20 protein-coding genes are annotated in these 25,238 nt (G+C 58.9%); all 20 read left to right on the forward strand.

What is annotated here, in order from left to right; translation table 11 throughout:
* Positions 1-8 precede the first annotated feature (8 nt).
* Positions 9-2,075: a flagellar hook-associated protein FlgK gene (flgK, locus tag M1D68_RS07470; protein WP_420767401.1), complete on the forward strand. Its 2,067-nt coding sequence runs from the start codon at positions 9-11 to the stop codon at positions 2,073-2,075.
* A 13-nt stretch (positions 2,076-2,088) separates the two neighbouring features.
* Positions 2,089-3,654 carry a flagellar hook-associated protein 3 gene (locus tag M1D68_RS07475; RefSeq protein WP_434562966.1) on the forward strand — a complete coding sequence of 522 codons (1,566 nt, stop codon included), beginning with the start codon at positions 2,089-2,091 and terminating at the stop codon, positions 3,652-3,654.
* A 94-nt stretch (positions 3,655-3,748) separates the two neighbouring features.
* Entirely contained in the window at positions 3,749-7,318 is a 3,570-nt protein-coding gene (locus M1D68_RS07480; protein ID WP_457969849.1) for a glycosyltransferase, read from the forward strand.
* 265 nt (positions 7,319-7,583) lie between these two features.
* The gene (gene rfbF / locus M1D68_RS07485; RefSeq protein ID WP_420767398.1) at positions 7,584-8,357 is read left to right on the forward strand and encodes a glucose-1-phosphate cytidylyltransferase; all 774 of its coding nucleotides are present in this window, start codon (positions 7,584-7,586) and stop codon (positions 8,355-8,357) included.
* Positions 8,339-9,421 (forward strand): CDP-glucose 4,6-dehydratase, encoded by a 1,083-nt coding sequence (rfbG, locus tag M1D68_RS07490; protein ID WP_457969851.1) that lies wholly within the window; start codon positions 8,339-8,341, stop codon positions 9,419-9,421. Before rfbF ends, rfbG begins: the two co-directional genes overlap by 19 nt.
* The gene (gene rfbC / locus M1D68_RS07495; protein WP_434562972.1) at positions 9,418-9,978 is read left to right on the forward strand and encodes a dTDP-4-dehydrorhamnose 3,5-epimerase; all 561 of its coding nucleotides are present in this window, start codon (positions 9,418-9,420) and stop codon (positions 9,976-9,978) included. The genes rfbG and rfbC overlap by 4 nt, the downstream gene beginning before the upstream one ends.
* Positions 9,975-11,201, forward strand: coding sequence for a methyltransferase domain-containing protein (locus tag M1D68_RS07500; protein ID WP_457969853.1), 1,227 nt, complete (start codon positions 9,975-9,977; stop codon positions 11,199-11,201). Before rfbC ends, M1D68_RS07500 begins: the two co-directional genes overlap by 4 nt.
* Complete coding sequence (locus M1D68_RS07505; protein WP_434562976.1) at positions 11,198-12,055, forward strand: NAD-dependent epimerase/dehydratase family protein; 858 nt, start codon at positions 11,198-11,200, stop codon at positions 12,053-12,055. The genes M1D68_RS07500 and M1D68_RS07505 overlap by 4 nt, the downstream gene beginning before the upstream one ends.
* On the forward strand, positions 12,045-13,115 hold the full coding sequence (locus tag M1D68_RS07510; protein ID WP_434650315.1) for a class I SAM-dependent methyltransferase: 1,071 nt from the start codon (positions 12,045-12,047) through the stop codon (positions 13,113-13,115). The genes M1D68_RS07505 and M1D68_RS07510 overlap by 11 nt, the downstream gene beginning before the upstream one ends.
* 16 nt (positions 13,116-13,131) lie before the next feature.
* Positions 13,132-13,869, forward strand: coding sequence for a cephalosporin hydroxylase family protein (locus M1D68_RS07515; protein WP_434675176.1), 738 nt, complete (start codon positions 13,132-13,134; stop codon positions 13,867-13,869).
* 51 nt (positions 13,870-13,920) lie between these two features.
* Positions 13,921-16,854, forward strand: a complete 2,934-nt coding sequence (locus M1D68_RS07520) for a TIGR00180 family glycosyltransferase (RefSeq protein WP_457969856.1) — start codon at positions 13,921-13,923, stop codon at positions 16,852-16,854.
* Between the two features lie 228 nt (positions 16,855-17,082).
* Positions 17,083-18,009, forward strand: coding sequence for a ketoacyl-ACP synthase III (locus tag M1D68_RS07525; protein WP_434701049.1), 927 nt, complete (start codon positions 17,083-17,085; stop codon positions 18,007-18,009).
* 83 nt (positions 18,010-18,092) lie between these two features.
* Entirely contained in the window at positions 18,093-19,385 is a 1,293-nt protein-coding gene (locus tag M1D68_RS07530) for a motility associated factor glycosyltransferase family protein (protein WP_457969857.1), read from the forward strand.
* Complete coding sequence (locus M1D68_RS07535) at positions 19,382-19,651, forward strand: hypothetical protein (RefSeq protein ID WP_434562994.1); 270 nt, start codon at positions 19,382-19,384, stop codon at positions 19,649-19,651. Before M1D68_RS07530 ends, M1D68_RS07535 begins: the two co-directional genes overlap by 4 nt.
* A gap of 253 nt (positions 19,652-19,904) precedes the next feature.
* Positions 19,905-20,756 (forward strand): flagellin domain-containing protein, encoded by an 852-nt coding sequence (locus M1D68_RS07540; RefSeq protein ID WP_079305252.1) that lies wholly within the window; start codon positions 19,905-19,907, stop codon positions 20,754-20,756.
* 72 nt (positions 20,757-20,828) lie between these two features.
* Positions 20,829-21,194 (forward strand): flagellar protein FlaG, encoded by a 366-nt coding sequence (locus tag M1D68_RS07545; RefSeq protein WP_457969858.1) that lies wholly within the window; start codon positions 20,829-20,831, stop codon positions 21,192-21,194.
* Between the two features lie 82 nt (positions 21,195-21,276).
* Positions 21,277-22,710, forward strand: coding sequence for a flagellar filament capping protein FliD (fliD, locus tag M1D68_RS07550; protein ID WP_457969859.1), 1,434 nt, complete (start codon positions 21,277-21,279; stop codon positions 22,708-22,710).
* 130 nt (positions 22,711-22,840) lie between these two features.
* Entirely contained in the window at positions 22,841-23,236 is a 396-nt protein-coding gene (gene fliS / locus M1D68_RS07555) for a flagellar export chaperone FliS (RefSeq protein WP_457969861.1), read from the forward strand.
* A gap of 11 nt (positions 23,237-23,247) precedes the next feature.
* Positions 23,248-23,544 carry a flagellar protein FliT gene (locus tag M1D68_RS07560; protein ID WP_420767383.1) on the forward strand — a complete coding sequence of 99 codons (297 nt, stop codon included), beginning with the start codon at positions 23,248-23,250 and terminating at the stop codon, positions 23,542-23,544.
* Positions 23,545-23,717: 173 nt separating this feature from the next.
* Positions 23,718-25,193: a sigma-54 dependent transcriptional regulator gene (locus M1D68_RS07565; RefSeq protein ID WP_434563002.1), complete on the forward strand. Its 1,476-nt coding sequence runs from the start codon at positions 23,718-23,720 to the stop codon at positions 25,191-25,193.
* Positions 25,194-25,238: the final 45 nt, after the last annotated feature.

Raw genomic sequence — 25,238 nt, forward strand, 5'->3', positions numbered from 1 at the left:
TCTGAACCATGAGTTTGCTCAATATCGGGATGTCGGGTCTGTCCGCAAGCCAGACCGCACTGGTGACCACGGGTAACAACATCGCCAACGTCGATACCGCAGGGTATTCGCGTCAGCAGACCGTGCAGACCACCAAGGCGTCGAACCAGTACGGCAACGTGTTCATCGGCTCCGGCACGACCCTGGCGGACGTACGCCGGGTCTACAACTCCTATCTTGAAGCGCAACTGAAGACCACCACCTCGCTCAACAGCGATGCGGCGGCCTACCAGGGGCAGATCACACCGCTTGATTCCCTGCTGTCGGACAGCGGCACTGGCCTCAACGGCGCGCTGACCAAGTTCTTCGCCTCGGTGCAGAACGTCAACGCCAAGCCGGGCGACGACGCCTCTCGCCAGTTGCTGCTCAGCGATGCACAGGCCTTGAGCAACCGTTTCAATTCGGTAGCCAGCCAGTTGACGGCGCAGAGCGAGAACATCAACGGCAACCTGTCGAACATGGTCGAGCAGATCAACAGCCTGGCCACCACCGTCGCCCAGTTGAACAAGAAAATCGCCGAAGTCTCCAACGCCGGCGGCGCGCCGAACGACCTGCTCGATGCCCGCAGCGAGACCATTCGCCAGCTGTCCACCTTCACCGGCACTCAGGTCGTGGAGAACGGCAGCAGCCTGGACATCTACCTGGGATCCGGCCAGCCACTGGTCATGGGCAATATCACCAATAAACTGGAAGCGGTGCCGGACAAGAACGACCCCGGTCGCATTGGCATCCAGCTCAACAGCGGCTCCAGCGTCATGGACATCACCCAGGTGATGACCGGCGGTGAAATCGGTGGCCTGATGCGCTACCGCAGCACCGTCCTCGACCCGGCCATGAACGAGCTGGGCCGTGTGGCGCTGGTCGTCGCCGACCAGATGAACAGCATCCAGGCCTCGGGTATCGACAAGAACGGCGCATTCGGTTCCAACCTGTTCAGCAGCATCAACAGTGCGGCCCAGATGAGCCAGCGCAGCGTTGCCTCGCTGGGCAACAGCGCCGGGTCCGGCAACTTCAACGTGTCGATCGAAGACACGGGCAAGCTGACGACCAACGACTACAAGATCACCTTCACCAGCGCCACCGACTACACCGTCCAGCGTCTGCCCGATAACACGCCGATGGGTGCGTTCAACACCGCGACCACGCCGGCACCGGTGGTCGATGGTTTCTCGCTGACCTTCGCCAACGGCACTGCGGCCGTCGGTGACTCGTTCAAGATCACCCCGACCCGCAACGCCGCGGGCAGCATCAAGACCGAGATGACCGACTCCAAGCGGCTGGCGATCGCCGCGCCGCTGGGCGCCGCCATCACGCCGGGCGGCAGCGGCACGCTGACCATTCCGGCCAGCGGCCAGCCGACCATGACCACCAAGCTGGACATCTACGACGAAGCCACTACCAGCATCATCCAGAACGGCATCAAGAATTCGATGCCGGTCAAAGTGGTGTTTGGCGCGACGTCGGCCGGTGGCACCAGCCAGGCTTATCAGTTGCTCGATGCCAAGGGCGGCGTGATCAGCAGTGGCACCATCAAACCCGGTCAGAGCAACACCCTGAGCCTGAGCGTTCCGCTCAAGGACGCCACCGGCGCCCCGATCATGGATTCGTCCGTACCGCCGGTGCAGCGTACCGTCACGTTCGATATGTCCATCGCCGGCGCGCCTTCCGACGGTGCCGGCATCGATATAAGCCTCAGTCAGCCTGGTAGCCTTGATAACCGTAACGGTACCGTGCTCGCTGGCTTGCAGACCGCCAAAACCGTGGATACCGGTTCGGCCAGCAAGGGCATTTCCTTGAACGATGCCTACGGCAAACTGGTGGAAGGCGTCGGTGCCAAGGCCGCCCAAGGCAAGCTGGACAGCGCCGCCACCGGCGCGATCCTGGACAACGCCAAGAATGCCCGCGACTCGCTGTCGGGCGTCGACCTGGATGAAGAGACCGGCAATCTGGTCAAGTTCCAGCAGTACTACACCGCGTCTTCGCAGATCATCAAGGCTGCGCAGGAAATCTTCAGCACATTGATCAACAGTCTTTAAGGAGCCGTAGCCCATGCGCATTTCTACTTCTCAGTTTTACGAAAGCACGGCTGCGAACTACCAGAAGAACTTCGCCAACGTGGTCAAGACCAGCGAAGAGGCCAGCAGCCTGGTGCGCGTGAACACCGCCGCCGATGATCCGGTGGGCGCTTCGCGTCTGCTGCAATTGGGTACCCAGGCTTCGATGCTGGCCCAGTACGAAACCAACGCCAACACCATCAAGGCCACCCTGGGTACCACCGAAGCGGTGATGACCAGCATCGGCAACGTGCTGCAGCGCGCCAAGGAACTGGCTGTCGGTGCCGGTAACGCCGGTTACACCGACGCTGACCGTCAGGCCAACGCTTCGGAGCTGGCGCAGATCGAAGAACAGTTGCTGAGCCTGATGAACAGCAAGGACGAAAACGGAAAGTACATCTTCTCCGGTTCCAAGGGTGACACCGTCCCGTTCACCCGCAACACCGATGGTAGCTACAGCTACAACGGCGACCAGGTGACGCTCGACCTGCCGGTCGGTGACACCATGTCGATGGCCACCAACAGCACCGGCTGGGAAGTGTTCCAGCAAGCCGTCAACACCAGCCGCAGCCAGGTCACTCGGACCGCGCCGCCGGTGGATGACGGGCGCGTGGTCTTGTCCGACGGCCAGGTTTCCTCCAGCGTTAGCTATAACAGCAAGTTCCGCAGCGGCGAGCCGTACACCGTGGAGTTCACCAGCGGCACGCAACTGAGAATCACCGACTCGCTCGGCAATGACGTGACCGCCGAAGCGAGCCAGGGCGGCGCGTTCGACCCTAACAGCAAGAGCGGGCAGGCGGTCCAGTTCCGTGGTGTGGAGCTGACCCTGAACATCAATCTGCAAACGGGCGATGTCCCTGGCACGGTGTTGCCAGGCCATACCTTCACCCTGGCTGCCAAGCCGGACACCTTTGTTCCGATGCGCAGTCCTGGCAACCCGACCGCGGTGCAAGTCACCGGCAGCGAAATCACCGATCCGGTGGCCTACCACGCTAGTTTCCCTACGGGGGCGGCCGTGTTGAAGTTCACCAGCGCCACCGATTTCGACCTTTACGCAGCGCCGCTGACCGCTAACAGCCAACCCGTGTCCAGCGGCACCCTGGCCGGTAACGTAGCCACCGCTTCGGGCGTGAGCTTCACCCTGGACGGCACGCCAGCCGCAGACGATCAGTTCAGCATCGCGGTCAACACCCACGAAACCCAGAACATCCTGGACACCGTGAATCAGCTGAAAACCGCGTTGAACACACCGACCAACAACGATCCGATAGCGTTGCAGAAACTGCAGGCTTCGCTGGCGTCCGGCATCGGCAACCTGGCAAGCGGCACCGATCAATTGTCCAGCGCCCTGAGTTCCGTGGGTGGTCGTGGTGCCGCTCTGGACACCCAGAGCGACACCAACCAGAGCTTGATGCTGGCCAATAAACAGACCCAATCGTCGATCCGTGACTCCGATTCGGCCGAGGTATTAACCCGCCTGACATTGCAACAGACCATGCTGCAAGCCTCGCAACTGGCGTTCAGCAAGATCGCCCAGTTGGGTCTGTTCAACAAGATCTGAGCCGGTATCGACCGAGCCGCCAACCGTCTTTTTTTAAGCGGTTCCGGGGCTCCGGCCTGAAAAGGCCGGGGCCCGCCGCTCGAGAGTTTAAACCGTGAAGTCACTTCCCCTCGTCAGCATCGTCATCCCCGCATACAACCCTCGGTTCTTTGACCAGGCACTGCTCAGTGCGTTGGCCCAGACCTACGAAAACGTTGAAATCATCGTTTGCGACGATTCGCCTGACGATGAGATTCGCAACATAGTCGCGTCATTCAAACAGCCGGCCCATCCGGTCCGCTATCTGAAAAATCCTCAACGGCTAGGACTGCCGGGCAACCTGTTGCGTTGTGTCGATGAGGCGCAGGGCGAGTTCATCAAGGTCTTGTGCGATGACGATCGTCTATTCGCACCGAGCATTGCGATGCAGGCCCAGGCGTTGATGGATCATGCTGACGTGAGCGTGGTGTTCGCGCTGCGGCTGTTGTGCGATGCCGGCAACTTCATCCTCCCACCCCGTGTGGACAACTGTCGTTTCTCGCCAAATGACGCCTTGCTCAAAGGCGACGACATGCTGGCAATTTTCGAGAGCACGCCAACCAACTTCATCGGCAATTTCAGTTCCACCCTGATGCGCCGGGCCGATGTGCTGGAATTGCTGCCCGCGCTGATTCAGGACGGTGCCGGTTTTGTTGCGGTGCTCGATTTTGCTTTGTTTGTCTGCCTGATGCGACGCGGCAATCTGATTGCCTTGAATACCGTGTTGAGTATCGAGCGCCTCTACCCGGAGCGTTTGAGCAAGACCCCGGAAATGCTCAAGGCAGCAAAGACAGAGTGGGAATGGCTGGCGCAGATGCTTGTCGCGCGCAGCGGTGAAGCGGCGCCGGCTTCTGGTTGGGTGCGCTGCATTGATCTGGACAAGATCACCGATGAACCTCACACCTGGCAGGAGCTCTGCGTAACCCGCGTATTGGGCAACCGCAATACCGTCGTGAATGGTCGAGTCGGGGCGCAAAGCGATAGTTATGCCGACTTCTATCGGGAATGGCTGGCCGTCCGCCGGTTCAGTGAGGTAGAACGACGCGTCATGCCCGCGCGCATCGATAGTTGGCCGTTTCGGCCGAACATCGTGCCTTTGGTCATCGACGCGCTCGGCGATGCGGAGTCGCTTGAGGCGACGCTACGCAGCATCAAGGGCCAGCTGTATTCAGCCCAGGCCGTAGTGGTGCTTTCCGATGCTCCTTGCGAAGCGGATGAACGGGTTCTGCAGTTGCCTTACCAGGCGGATTGGCCGAGTCAGCTTAATGCCATCGTTCCACAGCTGGAAGGCGCCCATTGGTTCTACGTGCTGCGCGCGGGCGACGTGCTGCGCGATTCAGCGTTGTTGATCCTGGCCGAGCGCGTTGCCGGGAGGCCGGGCATCCTTTGCGTCTACAGCGATGAAGGCGCTTTGGTGGACGGCGAGTCCTTCGAGCCAGTGTTCAAGCCGGATTTCAACCTGGACCTGATGCGCGCCTATCCCTATGTCGGTCGGACCTTGGCTTTCGAGCGTGAACGATTCATGGCCCTCGGTGGTTTTGAACCGGATCACGGTGAACTGGCGCCCCACGATCTGCTCTGGCGCCTGGTGGAAGAGGCTGGCCCTCAGACCATCGAACACATCGCGGAAATCCAGGTTGAGTCGGTCCTGAGCTTCGCCCAATGGTTGTCGCTGCCCGAGGTGATCGAGGGCAACGCCCGGTTGGTTGGCGCGCATCTGGAGCGTATCGGCATCGATCATGAGATTTCCCCGGACACCTTGCCGTTGATCAACCGCATCAGCTACCGACACGGCGAGCGCCCGCTGGTATCGATCATCATGCGTACCGGTGACTCGCTCGCCGCCTTGCAGCGTTGCGCCGAGAGCCTGATCGAACGTACGGCCTACACCCATTATGAAATTCTGATTGTTGACAGCGGCGTCCGGGACCCGGCAATGCTCGACTGGCTGGATAACATGTCGCAGTTGGGTGCGAGCATGTTGCGCGTATTGCGATACGCCGGTGATGACAGCGATGCAGCGGTGCGCAATTTTGCCGCAGGTCAGGCCCGGGGCGACTATTTGCTGTTGCTCAGTCCGCAAACGGTCATTTGTGAAAATGACTGGTTGGACGAGATGGTCAATCATGCCCAGCGTCCTGAGGTAGCGGTGGTCGGTGCGAGAATACTCAGTCCTCAAGGCACGGTTGTCGGCGGCGGGCAAGTTCTTGGGTTGGCTGGGCCGGTGGGCACGCCGTTCTACGGTGAATCCGCGGCTTCGCGCGGCTACATGCAGCGTTTGCATACGACGCAGAACTGGAGTTCGGTAAGCAGCGATTGCTTGATGGTGCGCAAGCAGGTATTCGATGAACTCGGCTGCCTGGATGCGTCCTTAACCTTCGGCCTCAGCGATGTCGATCTGTGCCTGCGCGCAGGAAAAATTGGCTACCTGGTTGTCTGGACGCCCTACGCCACGGTCATGAAAGTCGTCCTGCCGTCGACCGCTGTCCAGCCTGAAGAAACCACGTTGGTGGAGCGCGAGCGCGAAATCTTCTATCGCAAATGGCTGCCGCAGATCGCCCAGGATCCAGGCTACAACCCTGCGCTGAGCCTCGGGGCGTCCAGCTTCAGCCTGGAACCTTCGCTGCGCAACAATTGGAACCCGTTCTGCCGCCGCGCCCTGCCATTGATACTTGGCTTGCCGGTCAACGCCACCGCGGTTGGGCATTATCGCGTCACGGCCCCGTTGGCCGAATTGGAGGCCGCCGGCCGGGTAATCGCTCGGGTCGCCTACGAGTCGCCTCCTACCGTCGAGATTGAGCGCCTGTCGCCGGATACGATCGTATTGCAGGGGCGCTACAGCGAAGGGGCCGCCGGCGATATTCTCAGAATGAAAAAATACTCCGGTGCCTTGCGGATTTTCGAACTCGACGATTACGTCATCCAGGCACCCAAGAAAAACACGCATGCGCGCAACAAGCCGGCCAATATCGAACAGATGCTGCGCGAAGGAATCGGGCTGTGTGATCGTGTGGTGGTGACGACACCTTCGCTCGCTGATGCCTTGTCCAGCATGCACAATGAAATTCGTATCGTGCCTAACATGTTGCCACCTGAGCCGTGGGCAAAGCTGACCAGCCGGCGCGGCACGTCCTCCAAGCCTCGGGTAGGTTGGGGGGGAGGAACCAGCCACAGCGGTGATCTGGAAATCATTGCGGACGTGGTTCGCGAGTTGGCAAACGAAGTGGAATGGGTGTTCTTCGGTATGTGCCCGGATGCACTGCGTCCGTATATTCATGAGTTCCACAGCTCGGTCGGCTTGAACACCTACCCATTCAAGCTGGCCAGCCTGAATCTCGACTTGGCGCTGGCTCCCCTGGAGTTCCACATTTTCAACGACTGCAAGAGCAACCTGCGCTTGCTGGAATACGGTGCCTGTGGCTACCCGGTCATCTGCACCGACACCAAGGCCTACGACGGTTTTCTGCCCTGCACCAAAGTGCGCAGCAACAGCACCGAGGAGTGGGTTGAAGCGATCCGCATGCACCTGGCCGATCCGGACGCGAGTTACCGCATGGGTGACGAACTGCGCGAAGCGGTGCTGCGGGACTACATGCTCAGCGGCAAGAACCTGCAGCATTGGTTGTGGGGGTGGTTGCCGGATTGAACGTTGCCCTGTGCAGCGTTGACACTCGTGGAGAGGGAGCTGGCTCCCTCGCCATAAAGGCCGCATACGCTCGTCTTTTCGCCTTCCTTCCCCTGAAACCGCCCCAACAGAGCTGGCGCGTTTCCTGCAAGCCCCCCTCATATCGCCATAAAACGAGCGCTCGCGGCCTTTCGCAGCGCCCAAATCGGCATTGAAGGTGTAATCCCCGCGTCCGCAAAGCGAAACAACGCTTGGTCGAGCCCGGTGATGAACAAGAGGGGAGACGATGAAGGCAGTTATCTTGGCAGGTGGTCTCGGCACGCGGATCAGCGAGGAGTCCCACCTCAAGCCCAAGCCGATGATCGAGATCGGTGGCAAGCCAATTCTTTGGCACATCATGAAGCAGTATTCCGCCCATGGAATCCACGACTTCGTCATTTGCCTGGGCTACAAGGGCTATGCCATCAAGGATTTCTTCGCCAACTACTTCCTGCACACCTCCGACGTTACCTTCGACATGTGCAACAACCGCATGGACGTTCACCAGAACTACAGTGAACCGTGGCGTGTGACCTTGATCGACACTGGTGATGACACCATGACCGGTGGGCGACTGCGTCGGGCGGCGCGTTACCTGGAGAATGAAGAGGCGTTCTGCTTCACCTATGGCGACGGTGTGTCGGATCTCAATATTGGCGCGCTGGTGGATTTTCATTTGTCCCACGGCAAGCTTGCCACGGTGACAGCCGTCCAGCCGCCTGGACGTTACGGTGCGCTGGAGCGCAACGGCGATTCTGTCCTCGGGTTTACCGAAAAACCGCGAGGCGATGGCGGTTGGATCAATGGCGGATTCTTCGTGCTTTCGCCCAAGGTGTTGCCTTATATCGCTGACGATCAGACCTCATGGGAAGCCGAACCGCTGGCGACGCTGGCAGCGCAGGAGCAACTCAACGCTTTCCAGCACGACGGTTTCTGGCATCCGATGGACACCTTGCGGGACAAGAACCACCTCGAAGCCCTGTGGCAAAGCGGCGAGGCCCCATGGAAGCAATGGTCTTGAACCCTGAATTCTGGCGTGGCAAGCGCGTACTGGTCACAGGCCATACAGGCTTCAAGGGCAGTTGGCTGACGCTGTGGCTGCAAAGCCTCGGGGCCAAGGTCAGTGGTTTTTCCCTCGACCCCGCCACCCAGCCGAACCTGTTCGAGTTGGCCCGCGTGAGCGAGGGCATCGATGACCGGCGCGGTGACTTGCGCGACCTCGGCGCCTTGCTGGAACTGCTGGCCGACGTGCAGCCGGAGATCGTCCTGCACCTCGCCGCTCAGCCGCTGGTGCGCGAAGGTTACCGGGACCCATTGGGCACGTATTCCAGCAACGTCATGGGCACTCTCAACCTGCTGGAAGCGGTTCGCCAGGTGGGTGGCGTCAAGGCATGTGTACTGGTTACCACCGACAAGGTCTACGCCAATCAGGAATGGTTATGGCCCTACCGCGAAAACGAGCCTTTGGGCGGTCACGATCCTTATAGCAGCAGCAAGGCCTGCTGCGAATTGCTGGCGCAGTCTTATGCCGCCTCATTCTTTTCGGCTGAGCGCTATGCCGAGCATGGCCTTGCTCTGGCCACGGCGCGGGCCGGCAATGTGCTGGGCGGCGGTGATTTCGCTCCCGAGCGCCTGATTCCCGACGTGCTTAAAGCCTGGTCGGCAGACGAGCCGGTGACGCTGCGTTATCCACAGGCCGTTCGTCCGTGGCAGCACGCCCTGGAACCGTTGGCCGGTTACCTGTTATTGGCTGAGTGCCTTTATCAGCAGGGACCAGAGTTCGCCGGTGCCTGGAACTTCGGCCCGGGTGAAACCGACATGTGCAGCGTCGGCGAGGTCGTCCAGCTGTTGGCCGAGCGCTGGCCGCAAGCGCCCGGCCTGCGCATCGAGCCGAGCGACTTACATGAGGCCGGCCTGTTGCGCCTGGACAGCACTCGCGCCCGGCAGCTGCTTGGCTGGCAGCCGCGCTGGTCGTTGCAACAATGCCTGGCCCAGACCCTGGATTGGCACTTGGCATGGCAGAACGGCGATGATATGCGTCAAGTCAGCCTCGGCCAACTGAACCTGTATCGAGGGACGTTGTGAGCGAGTTTTCCTTGATGGCGTTGCCGCTGGCCGGTCTGTTCAGCGTTCAGCACAAACGCTTCGAAGATCAGCGCGGGCATTTCGCCCGGCTGTTCTGCGAAGGTAGCCTGAGCGCATTTGGCCAGCCATTTCATATCCGCCAGATCAACCATTCCTGCACTCGTGAGCGCGGTAGCGTGCGTGGGTTGCATTATCAGAACGCGGCGCAGCCGGAAGCCAAGTTGATCACCTGCCTGCGTGGCGAAGTCTGGGATGTAGCCGTGGATCTGCGTCCCGATTCCGAGACGTTTTTGCATTGGCATGCCGAGCACTTGAAGGCTGGCGATGGCCGCAGCCTGTTGATCCCGGCCGGGTTTGCCCATGGGTTCCAGACCCTGACCGAAGACGCCGAGCTGCTTTACTTGCACAGTGCCGACTACGCTCCCGAGCACGAGGGCGGCCTGTCGGTGAATGATCCGCGGCTGGCGATTGCCTGGCCGCTGCCTGTCAATAATCTGTCGAGCCGGGACAGCAACCATCCCTTGCTCGACGAGCGTTTCGCTGGAGTGCGTCTATGAACTGCCGAGGTTGCGGAACTGCCCTGGCTTTGCCTTTGATCGATCTTGGTACTTCGCCGCCATCCAACGCTTATGTGCGGGCCGACCAACTGGATCAGGCCGAGCAGTGGATGCCGCTCAAGGTCGCGGTGTGCCAGCAATGCTGGTTGGTGCAGACCGAGGACTACACCCGCGCGGACACATTGTTCGACGCTGAGTACGCCTATTTCAGTTCGTTCTCCAGCACCTGGCTGGCCCACGCCGAGCGCTACGTTGCCGAGATGGTGGAGCGCTTCGAATTGAGTGCAGACAGTCGCGTGGTGGAAATTGCCGCCAACGATGGCTACCTGTTGCAGTACGTGGCCAAGTGCGGTATTCCCTGCCTGGGCGTCGAGCCGACGCGCAGCACCGCCGAGGCGGCTCGTGCCAAAGGCCTGGTGATCCGCGAGTTGTTCTTTGGTCGCGAAACGGCCACGCAACTGATCGGCGAAGGCTGGGCAGCGGATTTGATGGCGGCCAACAACGTGTTGGCCCACGTGCCGGACATCAACGATTTCCTCGCCGGCTTCGCCACACTGCTCAAGCCAACCGGCGTCGCCACGTTCGAGTTTCCGCAACTGCTGACATTGATGGCCGGGCAGCAATTCGACACGCTGTACCACGAGCATTTTTCCTACTTGTCGCTGACCTCCGTGCAAACCCTGTGCGAGCGCAACGGGCTGGAAGTATTCGATGTTGGCCGGTTGTCGACCCATGGCGGTTCGTTGCGAGTCTTCGTCCAGCGTGCCGACGGAGTGCGGCGTTCGATCCAGTCCTCGGTGCAGCAACAATTGCAGGCCGAACAGGAGGCTGGCGTGAAGACCGCCGCGTACTACGCCACCCTGGCGCCGGCTGCCGAAGCGATCAAGCATGGCTTGCTGCGTTTCCTTTTGCAGGCCAAGGCCGACGGCAAGCGTGTGGTGGGCTACGGCGCAGCGGCCAAGGGCAATACATTGCTGAATTATGCGGGGGTCAGGCCCGACCTGCTGGCATGGGTAGCCGATGCCAATCCACACAAACAAGGTAAATACTTGCCGGGCAGTCGCATTCCCATAGTGGCGCCTGAGCGTATTGCTGCCGAGAAGCCTGATTACATTCTCGTCCTGCCTTGGAACCTGCTGAGCGAAGTCAGCCAGCAGTTGGAAGAGGTGCGTGGGTGGGGTGGCCGATTTGTGGTCGCCGTACCTGAGTTGACGCTCCTATGAAGGTGCTGGTGACGGGGGCAACCGGATTTGTGGGTCGACATCTCGTCGAAGCTCTGCTCGCGCGTGGTTGCCAGGTTCGGGCCGTTGCGCGTCGGGTCGAGCCGGCCGAGGCGCTGCCCTGGTTCGACCGTGTTGAATTCGTCGCGGCCGATGTCCATTCCAAAGAGCTGGACGTCGCTGCATTGGTCAAGGGTGTCGATGCCTTGGCGCACCTGGCGTGGCCGGGATTGCCGAATTACCAGGCCCTCCTTCATTTCGAACATAACCTGATGGCCGATTATCAATTCATCAAACAGGTAGTCGTGGCGGGGGTGGGACAGGTGCTGGTCACGGGTACCTGTTTTGAATATGGCCTGCAGAGCGGGCCGCTTGACGAGCAGACTGCACCACAACCGTCCAACCCTTACGGCTTGGCAAAAAATACCTTGCGCCTGTTTCTCGAACACCTGCAACGCGAGCATTCGTTTACGTTGCAGTGGGTACGCTTGTTCTATTTGCACGGCATCGGTCAGAACCCCAACAGCCTGCTCGCGGCGCTGGACCGGGCCATCGATGCCCAAGCGCCGGTATTCGATATGTCGGGTGGCGAGCAGTTGCGCGATTACCTGGCCATCGAAACAGCGAGTGCTTATATGGCGGGTCTGCTGTCGCTGCGCGAATTCAATGGTGTCGTCAATTGCTCAAGTGGCGAACCGGTGTCGGTTCGCGCACTGGTAGAAGCACGCCTGCGCGAGCGTGGCGCGGCCATTCGCCTGAACTTGGGCCATTATCCCTATCCGACCCACGAACCCATGGCGTTCTGGGGCGTGGCCGAACGTTTGCAAACCTTGTTGGGAGCCGAACATGACGCGTGAGCTGTACCGGGCCGCCGGCCTTCCGGTTCTGCAGAACCGTACCTTCGCCGATGAGCAGTCGGCCAGAGCCTCGGCGAGTGCCGACATGGTGTTGGTTCAAGACGACGTGAGCGGGTTGGTTTTCAACCAAGCGTTCGATGCGGACAAGCTCAGCTATGACAGCGACTACCAGAATGAACAGGCCCACTCCGGTCAGTTCCAGAAGCATCTCGCTGACGTGGAAGGCATCATCGCCAGGCATTTCAGCGGTCAGGACTTGATCGAGGTCGGTTGCGGCAAAGGCTATTTCCTGGAACTGCTCAAAGAACGTGGTTATGCGATCACGGGTATCGACCCTGCCTATGAGGGGGACAACGCCGACGTGATCAAGGCGCCGTTCACTCGCGATCTGGGCCTGTCGGCCGACGCGGTCGTGCTACGTCACGTGCTGGAGCATATTCAGGATCCGGTGGCTTTCCTTGCAGAAATCTCAGCGGCCAACCAGGGCGGACAGATTTACATTGAAGTGCCGTGCCTGGACTGGATCCTGGAGCATCGTGCCTGGTTCGACCTGTTCTATGAGCACGTGAACTATTTCCGCCTCGATGACCTGCGCCGGATGTTTGGCACGGTGCATGAGGCCGGGCACCTGTTCGGCGGTCAGTACCTGTACATCGTTGCCGATCTGGCCACGTTGCGCCTGGAGCCGGAACAACCCGTTCCAGCCTTGCAAATGCCAGACGAATTCACCGCCAGCCTCAGTCGCGCCGTGCAGATCGTTCAGGCCGCGCCGCAACAAGGCTCGGCGATCTGGGGGGCATCCTCCAAAGGGGTGATCTACTCGCTATTCCTGCAACGAGCCGGTGTAGCGGTGGACTGCGTGGTGGATATCAACCCGGCCAAGCAGGGGCGATATCTGCCGCTGTCGGGCGCCCGGGTGTCTTCGCCGCAAGAAGCCATGAATGCATTGCCCGAAGGCGCCAACCTGTTCGTAATGAATTCCAATTACCTCGAAGAGATCAAGCGGATGACCGGTGGGCGCTACGTCTACCACGCCGTTGACAGCGCTTCGTTCCAATAACCGCGAGATTCGAAAAATGACTGACAACACTATCCATACAGCTTTCGAAGCCCAATGCCAGACCGAAATCGCCGGGCAAGGCCAAGATCAGAAACTCGTCGGCTTGGCCAAGGAGTTTTTCAACGAGTCGGCCCGCCACAAGTACAGCTACCATTTTTCATGGATGGGCCGGCCAATCATCCAACTGCCGCAGGACATGATGGCCATGCAGGAACTGATCTGGCAGATCAAGCCTGACCTGATCATCGAATGCGGTATCGCCCACGGCGGTTCGATCATCTATTACGCTTCGTTGCTGGAGTTGCAAGGCCACGGCGAAGTATTGGGCATCGACCTGGATATCCGCCCGCACAACCGTGAAGCCATCGAGAGCCATCCGATGAGCAAGCGCATCTCGATGATCGAGGGTTCGAGCATCGATCCGGCCATTGCCGAGCAGGTCCATGCAGCGGCCAAAGGCAAGAAAGTTATTCTGGTACTCGACTCCAACCACACCCATGACCATGTCCTCGAAGAACTGCGCCTGTACGCGCCGCTGGTTTCGGTGGGCAGCTACTGCGTGGTGATGGACACGGTGGTGGAAGACATGCCGGCGGACTTCTTCCCGGATCGCCCATGGGGCCCGGGCGACAACCCGAAAACCGCTGTGTGGAAATACCTCGAAGAAAACGACCGCTTCGAAATCGACCAGCAACTGCAGAACAAGCTGCTGATCACCGTTGCGCCGGATGGTTATCTGCGTCGGGTTCGTTAATCCATCCGTTTCAAGTCATTGGCGTCTGGCAGGTTGTGGGGACTAGGAAATATGCAGGTTCGAAATATGCTTCAAAACAACGTGGCACCGCTGAGCGAGCGGTTCACCGTGGTGGTCATCTCCCACAACCGCAGCGCATTTCTGCGCCGCACATTGCATTACTACAGCAGCTATCCGTGTTCGGTACTGGTATTGGACTCGTCGGTGGAGCGCGATGATCGGATCGCCGAGGATTTTCCGTCGGTCGATTACCGCCACTTGCCCCAGTTCACCTACAAAGGGCTTCAGGAAAAATTGACCTACGGTGTCAACCAGGTCAAAACGCCTTATATGGTGTTCGCCGCCGACGACGATTTCCTGCTGCATGATGCCTTGACCGAATCGGTTGAGTTTCTCGAAGCCAACCCCGACTACGGCCTTTGCCACGGCTACGGCATCATGTATTTGTCCTGCGCAACAGAAGTCTGCTACTTCCGCCGTGACCGCAAGGTGCATGAGGACTACGACAGCGAACTGGCCGAGGACCGTGTGATCCGTTTCATGGATCAATTCCTGCCGCCGTTCTACGCCGTGACCCGCACTGACTTGCTGCAACAGTGGTACGGCATGTTGCCGCCTGGCACCAGTTTCGAGTGGCAGGAGATCGGCCATACCTTTTACTTGCTGGCTTGTGCCAAGGCGCGGATCCTGCCGATTCCGTTCGCCGTGCGCGAACTCAACTACGGCGGTTCCGAACACAACACCAACGTGCTGACGGTGTTGAGTTACAAAGACGCCAAAAGCGTCGCCGAGCGTGAGCAGTTCGCCGAGTTCCTGGCATCGGTGCCGACCCAGCTCAGCGAGCAGGCTCCGGAACGCATCAAGCAGATTGCCCTGGACAGTTTTGCGGCCATGGCCGACTGCCTGCAGCAAGGGCGTTCGCTCAAGGGCACGCAGATTATCCGTTCGGCCTGGTTGGAGGCCGGTGGTGAGCCGGTTCGTTCGTTTGGCCCACAGCAATTTGTTGAAATGCCTTTCTACAATCAACGGGTCTTCGATCTTCTGACTCACTTTGAATTCCTGCTGCATGCCATGCCAGCCGGCCGCCTTCAGCTTCAACAATTGGAAGGCATTCTGCTGCGTCAGCATGAGCTGATGCGTGTGCAACCAAACGATAACGAGCGCACCCTACGCAGCCGTCTGTGGGAAGCCCAAGGCCTGTACGCGTTCAACCGCACCGTGATCAAGCGCCTGGCCGAGTCGTTGAAAAGCAGCGATGAGCCTGATGAGGCAGTGAAACTGCAGGCCTGGGCCGAGCGCCTGGACTCGGTGCCGGGTCAGCAAGAGCGCCGGTTACTGGAAAACATGCACTCCGGCCGTTTGTTAAATTGGCTTGAGGCGCGTAATCCAGATGCGCAGCAGCTCAAGTCCATCGCGGCGCACCTGGCCGAGCATCAAGGCGGCCCGCGGTTCGGCATCTTGTTGCTGGACCTGGACGCTGACATGTTCAAGCTGCAGGCGACCTTCGACAGCCTGGTCAACGGTCATAGCAAGGCGTTCAACGTGGTGGTCTTCACCACCGGCGACCTGCCGGCGACCACCACCGTGCGCGACACCGTGCACTTCGTCAAAGTCAGCACTGGCAATTATGTCGAGCGCATCAACCAGATCATCGGGCAGTCCTCCGCCGACTGGATGGTACTGGCCGAGGCTGGCGACCAGTTCACCGAAAGCGGTCTGCTGCGCGCCAGTCTTGAACTGATCGGCGCTGATGGCGTGCGTGCCGTGGCCATGGACGAAATCCAGCGTAAGGCCGACGGCAGCCTGGTCGATGTGTTCCGTCCTGGCGTCAATCTTGACTTCCTGCAATCGGTGCCTTCGCTGATGGCGCGGCATTGGCTGATTCGTCGTGACGTGCTGGTACAGGCACGCGGTTTTACGCCTGAATACACCCAGGCGTTGGAGTTGGACGTGTTGTTGCGTCTGATCGAAGAGGCGGGGCTTGCCGGCCTGGCGCATCTGTCCGAGCCGTTGCTGATCTGCAATGCCCCGGCGCAAGAGGAAAATGCCCAGGAGCGTCAAGTACTGACGCGCCACTTGGCGGCCCGGGGTTATCGTGCCCAGGTCACCTCGGCGCAACCGCTGACCTATCAAATCGACTACCAGCATGCCGAGCGGCCGTTGGTATCGATCATTCTCGAAAGCCGGGACAACTTCGAACAGATTCAACAGGCGCTGGTCAGCGTGCTGCAGCGCACCCGTTATCATCGCCATGAAATCCTGATCGCAGATAATCATAGCCAGTCCGAAGCAATGGCCCAGTGGCTCGACAGCTTGGAAGGCAAAGGCGATCGGATCCGTATCCTGCGCAGCGATCGGCGCTTGAGTGCGTCGGCTCTGTACAACTGGGCGAGCGCCCAGGCCAAGGGGGAATACCTGGTGCTGTTGTCGGCCGAGGTGCAAGTGATCAACGCCAACTGGCTCGACAGCTTGCTCAACCAGGCCCAGCGCCCGGAGGTGGGGATCGTCGGCAGCAAACAGATGGATATTCGCGGCATCACCACTCAGGCTGGCCTGGTGCTCAAGCCCGATGGCCAGGTGGCCTCGGTGTTCGTTGGCGAACGCAAGGACGCCAAGGGTTATCTCAATGGCCATCAGGCGGAACAGAACTACTCTGCGGTGTCCGGCGTTTGCCTGATGATCCGTAAGGATTTGTTCGAAGCCGTAGGCGGCCTGGACGAAGAACATTTCGCCGAGGCCTTTGCCGACGTCGACCTTTGTCTGAAAGTAGCTGACGCAGGCTATCTCACGGTCTGGACACCCCAGGCGCAGATGCTGCACGCCGGTACGGTCCCCGATGCGCCGGAGGCACTCGATGCCCTATGCAAAAAGTGGCAGGCGCGTTTCGAACACGACGCGGTCCGTAACCCGAACCTGGCCTTGACGGACAAAGGTTTTGCGCTGGGTACCGCCACGGCTGTCGACTGGGCGCGGTTGCTGGCATAGCCCGATGCCTCCTTCCATTGTCGTATAAGCCCTCGCAAAAAGGGCTTATTCGGCAATTTAGCGTGACCTGCGAGTCATAACGCGCATCTTCACTGTATTGTATTGACCGGGAAGATGGCGCCTGGCCCTTATCAGGACCGGTGATAGCCCTTTACACTTCCCGTTTGTCGGCGCCCCTCGATTCCTTGCGAGCGGTGGTATTGGGCTGTTTTTGATTGGGAAGCCGTAATGATTGGCATAAAAAGCATTGCGAGCTACGTTCCTGTAGCCGGCGTGGACAATTACGCACAAGGTGCAAAATTTGAAAAGGATGAAGAGTTCATCCTCGGCAAGATCGGTTCCGCCTTCTTGCCACGCAAGGATGACGGCCAGGAAACCTCGGATCTGTGCGTCGAAGCGGCCAATGCGCTGTTTGCCAATAATCCCGATCTGAAGCGCGAATCCATTGACGTGCTGATCGTCGTCACCCAGAACGGCGATGAAGAAGGCTTGCCCCACACGGCGGCTATCGTTCAGGACAAGCTCGGCCTGCCCACCAGCGTAGCGGCGTTCGATATATCCCTGGGTTGCTCGGGTTATGTCTATGGCATCTACGCCATCAAGGGCTTCATGGAAGCCGCTGGCCTGAAGAATGGCCTGTTGGTAACCGCCGACCCATACTCGAAAATCGTCGACCCGGAAGATCGCAACACCACGATGCTGTTCGGTGATGCCGCCACGGCGACGTGGATGGGCGAGGATGCGCCGTGGCAACTGGGCAAGGCAAAGTTCGGCACCGACGGCTCCGGTGCGCCGCACCTGAAGGTCAGCGACGGCGTATTCTTCATGAACGGCCGCCAGGTGTTCAACTTCGCTTTGCTCAAGGTGCCGGCACATTTGCATGAGTTGCTCGCCGATTCCGATCTGCAACCCAGTGACATCGATGCGTTCTGCATTCATCAAGGCAGCGCCGCAATCGTCGATGCCGTGGCGCGGCGTTTCGAAGGCGAGCCGGAGAAGTTCATCAAGGACATGGTCGAGACCGGTAACACAGTGTCGTCGAGTATTCCGCTCTTGCTGGAGAAGCACGTGATCGATTCCGACTGGAAGCGAGTGGCGTTGAGTGGCTTTGGCGTGGGCTTGTCATGGGGCTCGGCGATCATCTATCGCCCTTGAGCGCCTAAAACCCAGGCACAAAAATAGCGTCCAAGGTGTAACCTTGAACGCTATTTTTTTGCCTGGTGCAAAAGCGAGACGCCATGAGCGAGTATTTTGAGCGCAATCTACAGGTGATCCAGCGGCGTTGGCCTGCACTGGCCGAGCGCTTGCTGCTGGAAGACGTGGGTAGATTGCAAGCTGATCTGGTGGAGGGCATTGGTTCGACCCTGAGTATCAATGGAATCCAACTGACCAGCCGACATGACCGTCTTGCCGAGGCGGAGCTGCAAGCCGCCAGTCTGCCTTTGGACGCTTGCGTCGTGCACGTCTACGGAACCGGGCTGGGCGACCTGCAAAACCGTTTGCTGGAACGGGCAGGGCTCGAGCGGTTGTATGTTCATGTGCTCAATGGCGCTGTGTTTGCCTTGGTATTGCAGGTGCTGGATCAGATGCCATGGCTTGCCGATCCCAGGGTGGTATTGCTCTACGCGGGAGATCTGACGGAAATCCAGCTGCCATTCTTCGCACTCCCCGCCGAGCTGGTACTGGCCGATGATTATAGTGCCAAGATTCGCGATCGGTTGATCAGTGAAGTTCATCTGGACTTCACCAACCGAACGTTCGACCCCAAGGCTCCCGAGGTCGTCGAGCGGCTGCAATCGACGTTCAATCTTGTACAGGGCGACCGCGATGTTGCCGAGCTGTTCGGCGCATTCCAGGGGCGTGAGGTGTTCGTCGTTGCCACCGGTCCGAGCCTTGAGCACCATTTCGACAGGCTGCGCCGCGTGAGCGAGCGAGCTGAGCGACCGTTGTTGATTTGTGTCGACACGGCTTACCGACCGTTGATCAATCACGGCATCCGTCCTGATGTCGTGGTCAGCATCGACCAGCGTATCTCGGGGCGTCATCTTCCGCCTGAGCAAACCGAAGGCATTGCCCTTGTTTATCTGCCCATGGCCGACCCCTTAGTGATTCAGGCATGGCGGGGGCCGCGCTACGCCGGTTATTCCTCCAGTCCCGTCTACCGCGAGATGCGTGAGCGACTCTGCCGGGCCGAACTTCATGTGGGCGGGAGCGTGATTCATCCAGCGGTCGATTTAGCGGTGCAAATGGGCGCTGCGCAAATCACGCTGTTTGGTGCCGATTTTGCCTTCCCCCATGACAAGACTCACGCAGGATGGGGCGATGGCGATTTGGGGCCGCAGTTGGGGGCGTCAAGGCATTGGGTGCTCGATGGGCATGGACGGCGCGTCAAGACCCAGCTCAACTTTCGCAGCTACCTCTGTGAACTGGAGCGTTTCATTGCCAGGCACCCCAACGTACGCTTCTTCAACAGCAGTCGGGACGGGGCGATGATCGTCGGCACCGATTTCCATCCGGAGTACGTGCAATGACCACGCTTGATGAGGCACTCATTGATGCCCGCGCATGCGCGCGCCTGTTTCGACTAGGGCGGGATGTTGAGGCGGGGTTGGCGATGGTCACGCTGATCGAGTCGGCGCAGCCCCTGGTCGAACGGATGCCAGGCGATGTCCTCTCGTCGTGGAACGCGCTGCTTGCCCTGATGCTCGATGATCAACAGGCGCAGAATTGGGTTTCGCTGGCCGATTATCTTGAGTACGAGTGGGTCCAGCTGCTGACCGCTGGTCACTCCATCTAGCTACTTTTCGCAGCTTTCCCGCTGTCATGCGCTTCCAGCGACGTCAGCGGCGTTTCCCTGACGCCATTTTTTCACCCTTGAATCGCAGCCAAGTCCTTGATTTACGAGGGGTGGCACCCTGATGGCAAAATTTTTGAAAAATCTGCTAAAGCAAGTTCCGAATACGACGATAACTATTACGAAGGTTCTCTAGGCCACACCCGGCGGTTGCCAGGGCCGGAAGCCGCAGTACCCAACCAACGAGGAATTCGTCATGGCTTTAACAGTAAACACCAACGTCACATCGTTGAACGTTCAGAAGAACCTGAACAAGGCTTCCGATGCTCTGTCCACTTCGATGACCCGCCTGTCGTCCGGCCTGAAAATCAACAGTGCCAAAGACGACGCCGCCGGCCTGCAGATCTCCACTCGTATGACTTCGCAAATCCGCGGTCAGACTGTTGCGATCAAGAACGCCAACGACGGTATCTCCATCGCTCAGACCGCTGAAGGCGCTCTGCAGGAATCCACCAACATTCTGCAGCGTATGCGTGAACTGGCCGTACAGGCACGAAACGACAACAACGGTACAGCTGACCGTGATGCTCTGAACAAAGAATTTGCTCAGATGTCGGACGAGCTGACTCGTATCGCTGATTCGACCAACCTCAACGGCAAGAACCTGATCGACGGTTCCGCTGGCACCATGACCTTCCAGGTCGGTTCCAACACTGGTGCTACCAACCAGATCACTCTGACCCTGAGCGACAGCTTCGACGCTGCTACCCTGAGCGTTGACTCTGGTGCCATCGCGATCAGTGCTGCAGACAGCGCCGAAGCCGAAACCAACACCTCTGCTGCAATCGACGCGATCGACGCTGCTTTGGCGACCATCAACGCCAGCCGTGCGGACCTCGGTGCTGCCCAGAACCGTCTGACCAGCACCATCTCCAACCTGCAGAACATCAACGAAAACGCCGCTGCTGCACTGGGTCGCGTACAAGACACCGACTTCGCTGCTGAAACTGCCCAGCTGACCAAGCAGCAGACTCTGCAACAAGCTTCCACTTCGGTTCTGGCCCAGGCTAACCAACTGCCGTCCGCTGTACTGAAGCTGCTTCAGTAATAGTCGGATGAGTTTTAGCGGGGGAGTGCGCTTGCGTACTCTCTCGCTTTTTCCGTTCAAGAGGTGATGGACATGGATATGAGCGTGAAGCTGAACTTGTCTTATCCGGCGGCGAAACCGGCGCCTAGTGTGGCCGATAAGCCGGTGGAGAAGCCTCGGGCCGAGATGGCTGTGGTAGCTCCGGTCAAAGAAGCCCCTAAGGATGCTGCTGCCGAGCAGGACAAACTCAAGAAAGCCGTTCAGGAAATCGAGAAGTTCGTCCAGTCGGTCAAGCGTAACCTGGAGTTCTCTATCGATGAGCCTTCAGGCAAAGTAGTGGTCAAAGTGATCGCCAGTGGTTCCGGTGAAGTGATTCGCCAGATCCCGAACGAAGAAGTTCTGAAACTGGCCAACAGTTTGAATGATGCGAACAGCTTGTTGTTCAGCGCTGAAGCCTGACAACCGGCACGAATTCTGTTGTTATGTTCTTTTGGACGTTGTAAAGGTCAAAAGGCCGGCGACACACTGAAGGGAGTCCCACATGGCAAGTCCAATTCTACCTGGCTTGGGTTTAGGCTCTGGCCTTGATACCACTGCTATCGTCAAGGCACTGGTTGATTCTGACAAAGCGGCCAAGCAAGGTCAGATCGACCGCGCCACCAAGACCAACACAGCCAATATTTCAGGGATCGGTACCCTGAAGTCGCTGCTGGCTACCTTTCAGTCCGCGCTTGAAAGCCTGGGCAGCACGACCTCGCCTCAATTCACCGGGGTTGCAGCCACTTCGGCCAACACCAGCGCCTTGACAGTAGTGGCCAGCAACTCGGCGGTCAGCGGTACTTACTCGGTAAACGTCACTCAGTTGGCGACGTCATCAAAAGTCGCTACCGCCGCGTTCGCGGGTGGCACTTCCAGTGTCGTAGGGGCGGGCACGCTGACGATCAGCCAGAGCGGCAAGGATTACACGATTGACGTTCCGGCGGACGGGACGCTGCAGTCGGTTCGCGATGCGATAAACAGCAAGTATTCATCCAGCGGTCTGACCGCTAACATCGTCACCGACAACTTTGGTTCCCGTCTGGTAGTGGGCTCGACAAAGACCGGAGCCGGCAGCGATATTTCGCTCAGCGGTATTGCCAGTCTCGCTGCCGACGGATCTACGTTGATGGGGGCACCTAGTGCAACCTCTTCGGGCTCGATCGGCCTGGCCAAGGATGCAATTTTTACGGTTGATGGGCTATCGATGACTAGCCCAACCAACAAGCTGGATAACGTTATTTCGGGCTTGAACATGACATTGCTCGTCGCCGGCTCCGGACCGACGACGGTCACCGTTGCCACTAACGCCGACGGCTTGAAGGCTTCGATCCAAAAATTTGTCGATGCTTATAACGCTATTGCCAAGGCGGTCACATCGTTGACCAAACCGTCGACGGATGCTGATGGTAATTCGGTCCCTGCCGCGTTAACGGGCGACTCTTTGCCGCGTTCGCTCCTGGCGGCCATTCGTGCTCCTTTGTCTGAGGCGGGGGCGGGCGATAAGTTGACCGTGTTGTCACAGTTGGGCATCACGACCAACCAGACGACCGGTGCCCTGGACTTCAACAGCGTGAAGTTTACGGAAGCCCTGAATACCAAACAGTTGGGTGGAGAGGTCCAGACTCTGTTCACCGGCGAGAATGGTTTGATCGAACGCATGCAGAATGCACTCAAACCTTACACGGAAAAAAAGACAGGACCTGATGGGAAAACGGTAATCGATAGCATCTTGACAACGAGATCGAAGAATCTCGACATCATCAAGGCGAAATTGAGCGCTGACCAGCTGGCGCTGGACCGTCGGGTCGAGACGCTGACTGCGGTATTGACCAAGAAGTATAACGACATGGACACTCTGGTCGGCAAGCTGAAAGCCACTGCCAGTAACATCACCTCGATGTTTGAAGCGATGACGGCACAACAGAAGAACAGCTGATTTTCGACCGATACAAAAAGCCCGGCAGCGTTTTGACAACGCTCCGGGCTTTCGGCTTTTCGGACTAAAGTTTTTTGACACAGCGTCGATACGCTGTTTATACGAACCGAAGTTTTTGATGAGGTAGAACATGAATCCGATGTTAGCCCTTCGCCAATACCAGAAGATTGGCGCCCAGGCGCAAACCTCCGAAGCAAGTCCCCATCGTCTTGTGCAGATGCTCATGGAAGGCGGGCTGGACCGTATCGCCCAGGCCAAGGGCGCGATGGAACGCAAGGATGTCGCGAACAAAGGCATACTGATCAGCAAGGCCATCGGGATCGTGGGTGGCCTGCGTGAAGGCTTGGATCTGGAAAACCAGGCCGAGTCGGTAGCCGAGTTGGATGCTCTTTACACCTACATGATGAAACGTCTCGCCGAAGCCAACGCCAAGACCGATCCGAAGATCCTCGACGAAGTCGCTGATCTACTGCGCACGGTCAAGGAAGGCTGGGACGGTATCGCGCCACCTGGCCCGCAATTCTGAGGAATAAGCTCATGAGTCTTGTCTTGCAGCGCATAGAACAAACCCGAGATGCCCTGGTTGATGCCCTGGCTGAGCGCAATTGGGAGGCCATCGGTCAATTGGATCTGGCGTGCCGTTCCTGCATGGAAGACGTCATGGGCGAGTCCGAGGTGGACGAGGCGGCGTTGCGTAACAACCTGGAAGAGTTGCTTGGCGTGTATCGGCAGTTGCTGGATGCCGCGACGGGGGAACGTCAGGCGATCGTGAACGAAATGTCACAGATTAACCAGGCACAGAACGCGGCGAAGGTTTATCACCTGTTCGGATGATTTAATTTTCATTTAATCCGAACAAAGTGCGCCATAAATTTGACTGTGCACGATTTTTTGACTTAACTAGTGGCTGTTTACAGATTTCAGGCGTCTACAGGCATGACAAGTCTGCAAGCGTCTAGCTTGCCCCCAAATTCGGGCACTGAGTTGACTAGGGAAGTTGCTATTGCATGTGGCGTGAAACCAAAATTCTCCTGATCGATGACGATAGCGTCCGCCGCCGCGACCTGGCGGTGATCCTTAATTTTCTCGGCGAAGAAAATTTACCCTGCGGCAGCCATGACTGGCAGCAGGCTGTCGGCTCATTGTCGTCCAGCCGTGAAGTCATTTGCGTCCTTATCGGGACCGTAAATGCCCCCGCATCGCTTTTGGGCTTGCTAAAGACACTCTCAACCTGGGATGAGTTCCTTCCCGTTTTGCTGATGGGCGAAAATTCTTCCCTAGACCTGCCGGAAGACCAGCGCCGCCGGGTACTTTCCACCTTGGAAATGCCGCCCAGCTACAGCAAATTGCTTGATTCGCTGCACCGTGCCCAGGTTTATCGCGAAATGTATGACCAGGCCCGTGAACGCGGCCGGCATCGTGAACCCAATCTTTTCCGCAGCCTTGTCGGCACCAGCCGTGCGATCCAGCACGTGCGCCAGATGATGCAGCAGGTGGCCGACACCGACGCCAGCGTGCTGATCCTGGGTGAGTCCGGCACCGGCAAGGAAGTGGTTGCGCGCAACCTGCATTACCATTCCAAGCGCCGCGAAGCGCCGTTCGTTCCAGTCAACTGCGGGGCGATCCCAGCCGAGTTGCTGGAAAGCGAATTGTTCGGCCACGAGAAGGGCGCATTCACCGGCGCAATTACCAGTCGCGCCGGGCGTTTCGAATTGGCTAACGGCGGCACGCTGTTCCTCGATGAAATCGGCGACATGCCGCTGCCGATGCAGGTCAAGCTGCTGCGCGTGCTGCAAGAGCGCACCTTTGAACGCGTGGGCAGCAACAAGACCCAGAGCGTCGACGTGCGGATCATCGCCGCGACTCACAAGAATCTGGAAAGCATGATCGAGGTCGGCAGTTTCCGCGAGGATCTCTATTACCGCCTCAACGTATTCCCGATCGAAATGGCGCCGCTGCGTGAGCGGGTCGAAGACATCCCGCTGCTGATGAACGAATTGATCTCGCGCATGGAGCATGAGAAGCGCGGTTCGATCCGCTTCAACTCTGCGGCGATCATGTCTCTCTGCCGCCATGGCTGGCCGGGCAACGTCCGCGAGTTGGCCAACCTAGTGGAGCGCATGGCGATCATGCACCCCTACGGCGTGATCGGCGTGGCCGAGTTGCCGAAGAAGTTCCGCTACGTCGACGACGAAGACGAGCAGATGGTCGACAGCTTGCGCAGCGACTTGGAAGAGCGCGTAGCGATCAATGGCCATACGCCGGACTTCACCAGTAACGCCATGCTGCCGCCGGAAGGCCTGGATCTGAAGGATTATCTGGGAGGCCTGGAGCAGGGCCTCATCCAGCAGGCACTCGACGATGCCAACGGCATCGTCGCCCGCGCGGCGGAACGCCTGCGCATCCGTCGCACGACACTGGTGGAAAAAATGCGCAAGTACGGCATGAGCCGTCGCGAAGGAGATGAACAGGCGGATGATTGACGCCTGTTTTACAACCGCCTGATTTCTGGGCGGTTTTTTTTCGGC

The organism is Pseudomonas sp. R4-84 (assembly GCF_054130985.1).

Coding starts and splice junctions, on each gene's coding strand:
- M1D68_RS07525 (WP_434701049.1), top strand. CDS start 17,083: ATGATTGGCATAAAAAGCATTGCGAGCTACGTTCCTGTAGCCGGCGTG.
- M1D68_RS07510 (WP_434650315.1), top strand. CDS start 12,045: ATGACGCGTGAGCTGTACCGGGCCGCCGGCCTTCCGGTTCTGCAGAAC.
- M1D68_RS07515 (WP_434675176.1), top strand. CDS start 13,132: ATGACTGACAACACTATCCATACAGCTTTCGAAGCCCAATGCCAGACC.
- M1D68_RS07475 (WP_434562966.1), top strand. CDS start 2,089: ATGCGCATTTCTACTTCTCAGTTTTACGAAAGCACGGCTGCGAACTAC.
- fliS (WP_457969861.1), top strand. CDS start 22,841: ATGAATCCGATGTTAGCCCTTCGCCAATACCAGAAGATTGGCGCCCAG.
- M1D68_RS07565 (WP_434563002.1), top strand. CDS start 23,718: ATGTGGCGTGAAACCAAAATTCTCCTGATCGATGACGATAGCGTCCGC.
- M1D68_RS07530 (WP_457969857.1), top strand. CDS start 18,093: ATGAGCGAGTATTTTGAGCGCAATCTACAGGTGATCCAGCGGCGTTGG.
- fliD (WP_457969859.1), top strand. CDS start 21,277: ATGGCAAGTCCAATTCTACCTGGCTTGGGTTTAGGCTCTGGCCTTGAT.
- M1D68_RS07535 (WP_434562994.1), top strand. CDS start 19,382: ATGACCACGCTTGATGAGGCACTCATTGATGCCCGCGCATGCGCGCGC.
- M1D68_RS07545 (WP_457969858.1), top strand. CDS start 20,829: ATGGATATGAGCGTGAAGCTGAACTTGTCTTATCCGGCGGCGAAACCG.
- M1D68_RS07505 (WP_434562976.1), top strand. CDS start 11,198: ATGAAGGTGCTGGTGACGGGGGCAACCGGATTTGTGGGTCGACATCTC.
- M1D68_RS07520 (WP_457969856.1), top strand. CDS start 13,921: ATGCAGGTTCGAAATATGCTTCAAAACAACGTGGCACCGCTGAGCGAG.
- rfbF (WP_420767398.1), top strand. CDS start 7,584: ATGAAGGCAGTTATCTTGGCAGGTGGTCTCGGCACGCGGATCAGCGAG.
- M1D68_RS07540 (WP_079305252.1), top strand. CDS start 19,905: ATGGCTTTAACAGTAAACACCAACGTCACATCGTTGAACGTTCAGAAG.
- M1D68_RS07500 (WP_457969853.1), top strand. CDS start 9,975: ATGAACTGCCGAGGTTGCGGAACTGCCCTGGCTTTGCCTTTGATCGAT.
- M1D68_RS07560 (WP_420767383.1), top strand. CDS start 23,248: ATGAGTCTTGTCTTGCAGCGCATAGAACAAACCCGAGATGCCCTGGTT.
- rfbG (WP_457969851.1), top strand. CDS start 8,339: ATGGAAGCAATGGTCTTGAACCCTGAATTCTGGCGTGGCAAGCGCGTA.
- flgK (WP_420767401.1), top strand. CDS start 9: ATGAGTTTGCTCAATATCGGGATGTCGGGTCTGTCCGCAAGCCAGACC.